The organism is Xanthomonas sp. LMG 12462 (genome assembly GCF_009192885.1).
In the GTDB taxonomy this organism is placed as follows: domain Bacteria; phylum Pseudomonadota; class Gammaproteobacteria; order Xanthomonadales; family Xanthomonadaceae; genus Xanthomonas_A; species Xanthomonas_A sontii.
In genome coordinates this window covers 105,980-115,854 of record NZ_NMPP01000082.1, presented here as the reverse complement: position 1 = coordinate 115,854, position 9,875 = coordinate 105,980, and the positions used below count along the sequence as shown (strand labels likewise).

Genomic DNA, 9,875 nt, shown 5'->3' with positions numbered 1-9,875 from the left:
CTGAAGTCGCTCCCACAGGGGCTTGCGGCGAGCCCGCCGGGTGCACTGTGGGAGGGACTTCAGTCCCGACGCATTGCGCCATCGGAAGGCTCACCACCTCGCGCGTCGCGGATGCATGACCGTTGACTCCTGCGGAACGGCGCGATGCGTGACGGACACCGGTGGTTGGCGCTGTCCCCCGAAGGCGCCCCGCGGGCGCTGCGCCTGCCGCACGTCGACGGCAGGCGCCTCGGTATGCGGCCGGCTCAGCGCAGCTCGCGCTCGAACAGCTTGAGGATGCGCTTGTACTCGTCCAGCCAGGAATCGGCGCGGGTGAAGCCGTGCTTCTCCAGCGGGTACGGTGCGATCTCCCAGTTGTCCTTGTGCAGCTCGATCAGCTTCTGGGTCATGTCCACCGAGTCCTTGAAGAACACGTTGTCGTCGACCATGCCGTGGGCGATCAGCAGGTGGTCGCGCAGGCCGCTGGCGTATTCGATCGGCGAGGAGGTGCGGTAGGCCTCCGGGTCCAGGTCCGGGGTGTTGAGGATGTTGGAGGTGTATTCGTGGTTGTACTGGCTCCAGTCGGCCACCGGGCGCAGCGCGGCGCCGGCCTTGAACGTGCCGGGGCTGCGGAACAGCGCCATGTAGGTCATGAAGCCGCCGTAGGAACCGCCGTAGATGCCGGCGCGGCCACGGTCGCCCTGCTTGCTGTCGACCAGCCAGTCCAGGCCGTCCAGGTAGTCCTCCAGCTCCGGATGGCCCATGTCGCGGTAGATCGCGGTGCGCCAGTCGCGGCCGTAGCCGGCGCTGGCGCGGTAGTCCAGGTCCAGCACGATGTAGCCCTTCTGCACCAGCAGGTTGTGGAACATCTGCTCGCGGAAGTACGGGGTGTAGCGTGCCGACACGTTCTGCAGGTAGCCGGCGCCGTGCACGAACATCACCACCGGATAGCGCTTGCCCGGCTCCGGCTGCGCCGGACCGTAGTACTTGCCCCAGACGGTGCCGGCGCCGTGCTTGGACGGCACCTGCACGAACTGCGGCTGTACCCATTGGCGCGCCTTGAACGCGGCACTGCGGGTGTCGGTGAGCACGCGCGCGGTGCCGCCGGCGGCCGGCAGCACCGCCAGTTGCGGCGGCAGGTAGGGGCCGGAGTAGTGCACCAGCAACTGCTGGCCGTCCGGCGACAGCGCGAAGTCCTCGACGCCGTCCAGCGAGGTCAGCTCGGCGACGCTGTCGTTGCGCAGATCGAGCTTGCACACCTCGTAGTCGCCCGGCCACTTGCGGTTGCACAGGAACAGGAAGCCCTGGCCGTCGGCGCTGACCACCGGCGCGGACACTTCCCACTTGCCGGAGGTGCGCTGGCGCGGCTTCTCGGTGCCGCGCTGGGTGTACAGGTGCGAATAGCCGGACTGCTCGGACAGCAGCCACAGCGTCTGGTTGTCCGGCATCCAGCCGAAGTCGTTGAAGCTCCAGTTGATCCAGGCCGGATCGGTCAGGCGGTGGCGCGGCTGCAGCACCGCCTTGTCCAGGTCGACGCTGGCGATCCAGCGATCCTTGTTGTCCACCGCGCGCAGCAGCACGGCGACATTGCGGCCGTCCTCGCTCCAGTGCATCGAGGCGCCGCTGCCGTCGCCGTCGGTTTCCACGCGCACCGCACGCGGGCCCTGCAGCGGCTCCTGCTTGGCGGCCTTGCGCAGCGCCGCCAGCGGATCGGTGCCGATGCCGGGCAGCACCGACAGGTCGAGCTTGCGCGCGCTGCCGGCCATCGCATCGACCAGCCACAGGGTCTGCGCCACCGGCGAATTGCGCCCGACCAGGGTGCGCGCCTCCTGGAACTCGGCGTAGCCGGATTCGGTCACGTACTTGGGCATCTTGCTGTCGCGGCCTTCCTCGGCGCCCTTGGCGTGGGTGACGACCAGCAGGTGGCGGCCGTCCGGCGACAGCGCGCTGTCGTCGACCACCACGTCGTCGCCCAGGTACACGGGTGCCGGCGCGCGGCTGCTGTCGGCGCGGCGCCAGGCTTGCTCCTGCTGGCGCAGCAGCTCGCGCTGGGCGCGGTCGCGGGCCAGGGTCTCCAGCGTGCGCAGTTGCTGGTCGCGCAGCACGTCGGGCTTGGGCGCGGCATCGGGATCGCGCTCGGCCTTGAGCACCGCGGCCTGCTGCACGCCGCCGCCCGGGCTCCAGCGGTACCAGTCGTTGCCGACCCGCCACAGCGCGCCGCCATCGGTGGTGAACTGCGGCCGCGCGGCAGCCTGGTTGCTGCGGGTCAGCTGGGTCAGCGCGCCGCTGCGCAGGTCGCGCAGGAACACGTCGCCGTTGCGCACGAACAGCATGCGCTGGCGGCGTGCGTCGTAGACCGGGTTGGCCGCGTCCAGGGTGCTGCGCTGGGCGTCCTCGACCCGCTGCGCGGCGTCGCCGTCGACGTCCTGGCGGTAGGTGTCGCGCACCGGGCTGCCGGTGCGCTTGAGCTGGTACTGCACCTGGCGCCCGTCCCAGGCCCACCACGCATCCTCGACCGGCGGCCCGATCCAGTCCGGATCGGCCATGGCCTGCTCGATGGTCAGCGGGGCGGCGGCATCCTGGGCCGCGGCCAGCGGCGGCAGGCAGGACAGGGACAGCAACACAACAGCGCTCAGGGCGAGACGACGCATCTGGAATTCCGGGCGAACGGCAAACCGCAAGGGTAGCAGTCGCCAGGGTGGCGGCGATTGCGCCGTTGGTCATGGGCGCCACCGGGAGCGGAGGCCTTGTAATCTTGGCGACGGTGCTGGCGGACCCGCATCGGGTCAGTCGGCGCACGCGGTGGCTGCGCCATGATTGCTTGTCACACCGCGCGTCGCTTGAGGTCACGACGGCCTGGAATGACGCAGGCCAGGGTCGACACGCCACTGAGCAAGCAAGCATGCAAAAGCCGGGGGAACCATGAAAAGTGTGCTTGTGTGGGCGGCGCTTGCAACAGTTGGCGGACAGCAAACGCACGACTTGCCGAAGACCGACTGCGCCTCCAGCTTGCGCCCGCTCGAAACCATTCAGCCAGCGCTGCCAGGGCGCACGGGAAGCCAGTTCATCGGCTCGATCTACGTCGCGATCGTGATCGAAAGGAACGGTGACGTATCGGTTGCCGAAATATCGAGGGTCGATATCAAGCAGTTGGAGAGAAGGAAATTCTCCGATTCAGGCTACGCTGAAGCGGTGCTTGACGCTGTCGGACAGTGGAAGTTTCCCGAGGTGAGCATGCGATGCAAAAAGGAAGTCAAGGTGGAGTTGGCGTTGTCTCATTGATGGAGGCGCCGGGCTTGAGGCGGGGCCCGATCAACTGAGCCTCGAACAGAGCCCTCTTTCCGCTATCGCGGTTGCGCCAACCCTGCGGCAATGGCGGCGCTGCGACAAACCGTCACATCCCATTTCGCCGCGCTGCACCAACAATAGGCATCGTTTCCGCTGCCTCAGGCGCTACCCATGGACGCCCTGCTGCTGTCGCGCATCCAGTTCGGATTCGTCATCAGTTTCCACGTGCTGTTCCCGGCCTTCACCATCGGCCTGTCGAGCTGGCTGGCGTTCCTGGAGTGGCGCTGGCTGCGCACCCGCGACACGGTGTGGCGCGATCTGTACTTTTTCTGGCTGAAGATCTTCGCTGTGTCCTTCGGGATGGGCGTGGTCAGCGGCATCGTGATGAGTTTCCAGTTCGGCACCAACTGGGCGGTGCTCAGCGAACGCGCCGGCAACATCCTCGGGCCGCTGCTCAGCTACGAGGTGCTGACCGCGTTCTTCCTGGAAGCCTCGTTCCTCGGGGTGATGCTGTTCGGTTGGCACAAGGTGCCGGAGAAGCTGCACTTCCTGGCCACCTGCCTGGTCGCCATCGGCACGCTGATCTCCACGTTCTGGATCCTGTCGGCCAATAGCTGGCTGCAGACGCCGGCCGGCTATGCGGTGGTCGAAGGCGTGTTCCACCCGGCCAACTGGCGCGAGGTGATCTTCAATCCCTCGTTCCCGTACCGGCTCACGCACATGGTGCTGGCCGCATTCATCACCACCTGTTTCGTGATCGGCGGGGTCAGCGGCTGGTACCTGCGCCGCGGCGAGCACCTGGATGCAGCCGGGCGCATGCTCAAGCTGGCGGTGGCGTTCGCCTCGATCGCGCTGCCGTTGCAGATCGCCGCCGGCGATGCGCATGGCCTGAATACGCTCGAGCACCAGCCGATCAAGGTGGCGGCGATGGAGGGGCACTGGCACGGCGAGGCGAAGGGGCAGGGCGTGCCGTTGGTGGTGTTTGCGGTGCCCAACGAGGCCGCCGAGCGCAATGACTACGAGGTGACCATCCCGCGCCTGGGCAGCGTGATCCTCACCCACACGCTGGATGGCGAGATCACTCCGCTGACCACGGTGCCGCGGGACGAGCGGCCGCCGGTGAAGCCGGTGTTCTATGCGTTCCGGGTGATGGTCGGGCTGGGCATGGCGATGTTGCTGCTGGCGCTGGTGTCGCTGTTCTTCTGGTGGCGCGGCACGTTGCTGCGCCGGCGCGCGCTGCACCTGGCGTGGAACGCGATGCTGCCGGCCGGGTTCGTGGCCCTGGTCGCCGGCTGGTTCGTTACCGAGATCGGGCGCCAGCCCTACGTGATCTATGGCCTGCTGCATACGCGCGATGCGGTCAGCCCGACGGTCAGTCCGGCGATGGTGTGGATCTCGCTGAGCGTGTACGTGCTCGCCTACGCGCTGGTGTTCGGCTTCGGCAGTTGGTACATCCTGCGCATGCTGCGCCATGGGCCGCTGCCGCACGAGCCGGCGCCGCGCATGCAGGAAGGCGACAAGACCCCGGCGCGACCGCTGTCGGCGGCCGACGACGACATCGAGGAGACCCGCTGATGGACATGGCGACCATACTGCCGGTGATCTGGTTCGGCGTGATCGGCTTCGGCGTGCTGATGTACGTGCTGCTGGACGGCTTCGTGCTCGGCCTCGGCATCCTGGCGCCGTTCGCCGAGGACGAGGACCAGCTCGATCTGATGATGAATACCGCCGCGCCGATCTGGGACGGCAACGAGACCTGGCTGGTGCTCGGTGGCGCCGGCCTGCTGGCGGCCTTCCCCAAGGCCTACGCGATCGTGCTGTCGGCGCTGTACCTGCCGGTGCTGCTGATGCTGATCGCGCTGGTGTTCCGCGGCGTGGCCTTCGAGTTCCGCTTCAAGGCGCGCACATCCAAATACCTGTGGGGCTGGGCGTTCGCGCTGGGCTCGCTGTGCGCGGCGTTCTGGCAGGGCGTGATCCTCGGCGCGCTGGTGGAAGGCATGCCGCTGCAGGACGGCAAGTACCTGGGCGGCGTGCTGGGCTGGTTCAGCCCGTTCTCCATGCTGACCGGCGCGGCGGTGGTGTTCGGCTATGCGTTGCTCGGCGGCAGCTGGCTGATCCTCAAGACCGAGGGCGCGATGCAGCGCATCGCCCGCACCCTGACCCGGCCGCTGGTACTGGTGGTAGTGGTGTTCATGGGCCTGGTCAGCGCCTGGCTGCCGTTCCTGGACTCGCGGATCATGGCGCGCTGGTTCCACGACGGGAATTTCTGGTGGCTGTCGCCGGTACCGCTGCTGGTGCTGGTCAACGCGCTGGCGCTGTGGCGGGCGGCGATGGCGCAGGGCCGCGATGCGCGTCCGTTCGTGCTGACCCTGTGCTTCTTCGTGCTCGGCTTCTTCGGCCTGGTGCTGGGCATCTGGCCGAACATCGTGCCGCCCGGGCTGACCATCTGGGAAGCGGCCTCGCCGCCGTCCTCGCAGGGTTTCGTGCTGGCCGGGCTGGCGGTGCTGTTGCCGGTGATCCTGGGCTACACCGCGTGGTCGTACCGGGTGTTCCGCGGCAAGATCACCGCCGATACCGGCTACCACCACTGACGGCGGCCGCCGCGGCAGGCCGGCTTGCCAGCGGCGGCGGTGGCGGCCAAGCTACCGGCTCCCGCGCCGTGCGGGTCATCGCCCGCCCGAGCCGCCGCCCCGCATGTCCGCCGTTTCCTCCGAGATTCCCGCCGCGCCGCTGTTGCATCCGCTCGCCGTCGGCGACGCGCGGCGCCCGCTGGCCTTCGCCAACGGCGAACACATCGACCTGGCCACCTTCCTCGGCCACGTGCGCGGGCTGGCTGCGGTGCTGCCGGCCGGCCGGCATGCGCTGAACCTGTGCGAGGACCGCTACCGCTTCATGGTCGCGTTCTGCGCGGTGGCGCTGCGCGGGCAGACCTCGCTGCTGCCGTCCTCGCGCGCGCCGGCGGTGGTGGCCGAGGTGCAGCGCAGCCATGCCGATTGCTACTGCCTGGGCGACCTGGCGCTGGCCGAGCCGCCGCCGCGCTACTGGCAGTTGCCGGACGCGCTGCCGTCGCTGGACGGGCCGATGCCGCAGCTGGCCGACGACGCGCTGGTGGCGATCGGTTTCACCTCCGGCAGCACCGGCGCGCCCAAGCCCAATCCCAAGACCTGGGGCAGCTTCCTCACCAGCACCCGCCAGGACCTGCTGGCGCTGGTTGGGCTGTGGCCGGACACGGCGGTGCCGCAGGTGGTGGCGACGGTGCCGCCGCAGCACATGTACGGCATGGAGCTGTCGATCCTGCTGCCGCTGGTGACGCCGCTGGCGGTGCACGCCGGGCGCCCGTTCTTTCCCGAGGACGTGGCCCGCGCGCTGGCGCAGCTGCCGGCGCCGCGGCTGCTGGTGACCACGCCGGTGCATCTGCGCGCGCTGGTCGAATCCGGCGTCGCTCTGCCGCCGCTGGCCGGCATCGTCTCGGCCACCGCGCCGCTGGCGCAGGAACTGGCCGCCGCTGCCGAGGCGCGCTTCGGCGGGCAGGTGCGCGAGATGTTCGGCTCCACCGAGACCTGCGTGTTCGCCAGCCGCCGCACCGCCTGCGAAGCGCCATGGACGCCGCTGCCGGGCGTGCGCGTGGCGCCGCAGCCGGACGGCACCCTGGTGCACGCGCCGCACCTGCCGCAGCCGGTGCTGCTGGCCGACCTGATGGAAGTGGATGCCGACGGCCGTTTCCAGGTGCGCGGGCGCCAGGCCGACCTGCTGGAGATCGCCGGCAAGCGCGCCTCGCTGGCCGACCTCACCCGGCGCCTGCTGGCCCTGCCGGGCGTGGTCGACGGCGCGATGCTGCAACTGGATCCGGAACCGGGCCAGGCGGTGGGCCGCATCGCCGCGGTGGTGGTGGCACCGACGCTGGACGAGGCCACGATCCTCGCCGCGCTGCGCCGCGAGCTGGATCCGGTGTTCCTGCCGCGCCGCCTGCGCCTGCTCGACGCCCTGCCGCGCAACGAGACCGGCAAGCTGCCGCGCGATCGCATGCTGGCGTTGCTGGCGGCACGCGAGGACTGACGGGGCGGTCGAATCGCACCGGGATCGGGATCAGGCCGGCTTGGCAAGCGGTCAATCGACCGCTGCTGGTGAAACGCCGAGCCTGCATCGCTGCAGATGGTTCAGTGGGCGGCTTGCTGTGGGGCCTGCCGGTGTTCGTATACTGCGCTCATCGCTTCGCGCCGCAAGGATGTGCCGCATGCCCCATCGGGCTTCTCTCGTCCTGATCGCCTCGCTGCTGTGCGGGGCCTGCACCCATGCGCCCGCGCGGACGCCTGCCGTTGCGCCTCCTGCCAAGGAATCTCCCGCCATGACCTCGTCCCCCTCGTCCGGCGCCGCCGATCAGGCCGCCGCGCCCGTATCGCCCAAGCTGAGCGCCGAGCAGATGCTCAGCCGATTGCTGACCTTGATCCGGACCAGCAGGAGCGTGGTCGACTTCACGCCGGAGCGCTTGCATGAGGTGATGGGGGTGGCGGTGGAGCGTGGGGAGAACGGCGTGGAACGTTATGGATTTGGCGAGCAGGTAAGCCCAGAGTGGGCTCATGGCTTTGAGGTCGATATGCGTGCCGTTCCTCCCCGTTTGGACTTCGGATTCAATCCGGTTGTCTCAGGCGCTTCGCCGCAAATGGGGGATATCTGCCAACTCGACTTCGATCAATTCACTCGTCAGTTGGAAGAAATGGGGTTTGCCCGGCAGCGTAATTTCGATTCGCCTCCGCAGCCGGCACCAGGACAGCCGAACCTGCTGAATGGTCGGCTTCTGTACGACTCTTTTGATCGTCAGGGAATGCATGTGGAGGTCTATCCCGAAGGTGAGCATGTGTGGACATCGGACACAGGCAGCGGTCGTTCCTGCGTCAGGACGATCGTTGTCACTTGATCGCAGGAGAGCATCATGGCGGGGCTCAGTCCACAAGCTGAAACTGTCATTTCGGCATTTTCCACCCAACCTGGCGTCACTCGAGAGCAAGCGGATAATTTGCGGGCGATCGTCAACGCTTCTCCTGCATTGGTAGATCAGTTCAACACGGCAGTTGAGCGACAGTATCTCAAGCAGATCGTGCCATTGACCAATCCGAATGCTGGCGGTGAGTACGAGCCTCAGACGCAGTCCATGCGGATCCCCTTGGCGCGACTCACTGCGCTGCCTGGAGGCAGGTTGCCCGCTGCCGGTGAGCTGACATTCGTGTTGGGCCACGAGCTGCAACACGGTTTCAATGCCGCTGACACTGCGCAAGCGCGCGAAGCTTTCCATGACGCGGTGAAGCACATTGCGCGGCACCAGTCAGAGCCTCGCGACTATACCGAGCCTCTCAATACCTTGTTGTCTCAGCATCGGCGCGATGAGGCTGGAGCAGAAATTGCGGGATGGAACGCTGTCGTAAGCAGGGTGAAAGCAGTCAATCCCCATCCATCGCTTCAAGACATCTATCGCGAGCAGCCAGGTCGACTGGCTGACTTTATTGAGGTCAAGAGTGGGCCGCGTGGTTTGTCCTATGAGCTGAAGCAGAACTTGAGCATCAATAGCGATCTGACGCTGAGTCCAACGCCGGGCAATCTGGAGGCAATGGGGCAGAACTACTTCGATAAGCTGCCTAGAAGCCCTGGTGGCCTGGGCGCGCTCGGAAACTCCGACTATCCCAACTACTACGCAGCCAATGCGATCTCGTTCATCGCACAGGCGGAGCGAGCAAGCCATCCTCCCCAACCCGGCAACGACACCCCGCAGATCGCGCTGAACCTGTCGCGGCTGCATCTGCGCGAGTCGCTGCTGGAAGAGAACGGGCTGGATCTGGGCAGGGATCGGCGTCCTCTGCCGTACTTCGACACCAGCACCCAGCCGCCGGTCGCGGGACTGCTGCAGCACACCGCCGACACCCATCGGCACGTGTCGCCCCTGGCCAACGGGTTGCCCGAACCTTCGACGCTTCCCGCGCAAGGCACGGAGGCGCACCGGAGCGATGATCCGTCGCTGCCGGGGCATCCGGATCACGCGCTGCTGGAACAGATCCGAGCAGGCATGCGCAGGGTCGACGCAGACCTGGGCAAGGCCTACGACCACGACAGCGAGCGGCTCAGCCGCAGCCTGCTGGCGGCCTGCAAGGACAACCGCGACATGTATCCGGGCACGGCCGGCTATTCGTTGTCGGGCAATGCGCTGGAGCGGGTCGACCACGTGGTGTTGGGGAAGACCGGGAACCTGATCGCCGTGCAGGGCGCACTGGACGACCCGGCGATGAAGCGCGCGGTCGTTCCGGTGGAGCAGGCGTTGGCCACGCCGGTGGAGCAGTCGGACCAGAAACTGGCGCTGGCCAATCAGGCGCTGGGGCAGGAGCAACAGCGCACCACACAGCCGGAATTGGACCGTCACCTGACCGCGCCGACGCGTTAGTGCGTGTCGCCACTGCGTGGCCGGCGAGGGGGGATGGGCAGGCGCGGGGTGGAAGGCAGCGGCGCGAAACATCGACGCATACGCGCTTGCTGCGGCGCGCTCTGCCACGTCCGGCGTCCAACGTGATTTGCGCCGGGCAAGCAGCGACACGGCATCCGTCCCGCACAGGCCGCACTTGGGC

The 9,875-nt window shown here is 67.8% G+C and carries 7 protein-coding genes; 6 read left to right on the top strand and 1 reads right to left on the bottom strand.

The features are described from left to right. Positions 1 to 245: 245 nt before the first annotated feature. The gene (locus CEK69_RS18495; protein ID WP_152247245.1) at positions 246 to 2,630 is read right to left on the bottom strand and encodes a S9 family peptidase; all 2,385 of its coding nucleotides are present in this window, start codon (positions 2,628 to 2,630) and stop codon (positions 246 to 248) included. 271 nt (positions 2,631 to 2,901) lie between these two features. Here CEK69_RS18495 and CEK69_RS18490 point away from each other — a divergent pair, with 271 nt between their 5' ends. The 6 genes from CEK69_RS18490 (at position 2,902) to CEK69_RS21355 (ending at position 9,694) form a co-directional block, all read left to right on the top strand. Then, entirely contained in the window at positions 2,902 to 3,261 is a 360-nt protein-coding gene (locus CEK69_RS18490; protein ID WP_152247243.1) for a hypothetical protein, read from the top strand. Positions 3,262 to 3,438: 177 nt separating this feature from the next. Beyond that, a complete protein-coding gene (locus CEK69_RS18485; protein ID WP_152247241.1) occupies positions 3,439 to 4,842 on the top strand; it encodes a cytochrome ubiquinol oxidase subunit I in 1,404 nt (467 codons plus the stop codon). Beyond that, the gene (cydB, locus tag CEK69_RS18480; protein WP_152247239.1) at positions 4,842 to 5,858 is read left to right on the top strand and encodes a cytochrome d ubiquinol oxidase subunit II; all 1,017 of its coding nucleotides are present in this window, start codon (positions 4,842 to 4,844) and stop codon (positions 5,856 to 5,858) included. The genes CEK69_RS18485 and cydB overlap by 1 nt, the downstream gene beginning before the upstream one ends. A gap of 103 nt (positions 5,859 to 5,961) precedes the next feature. Further along, positions 5,962 to 7,323, top strand: coding sequence for an AMP-binding protein (locus tag CEK69_RS18475; protein WP_152247237.1), 1,362 nt, complete (start codon positions 5,962 to 5,964; stop codon positions 7,321 to 7,323). A gap of 289 nt (positions 7,324 to 7,612) precedes the next feature. Then, on the top strand, positions 7,613 to 8,182 hold the full coding sequence (locus CEK69_RS18470) for a hypothetical protein (protein WP_152247235.1): 570 nt from the start codon (positions 7,613 to 7,615) through the stop codon (positions 8,180 to 8,182). 15 nt (positions 8,183 to 8,197) lie between these two features. Further along, positions 8,198 to 9,694 (top strand): XVIPCD domain-containing protein, encoded by a 1,497-nt coding sequence (locus CEK69_RS21355; RefSeq protein WP_226975224.1) that lies wholly within the window; start codon positions 8,198 to 8,200, stop codon positions 9,692 to 9,694. The last annotated feature ends 181 nt before the right edge of the window (positions 9,695 to 9,875 follow it).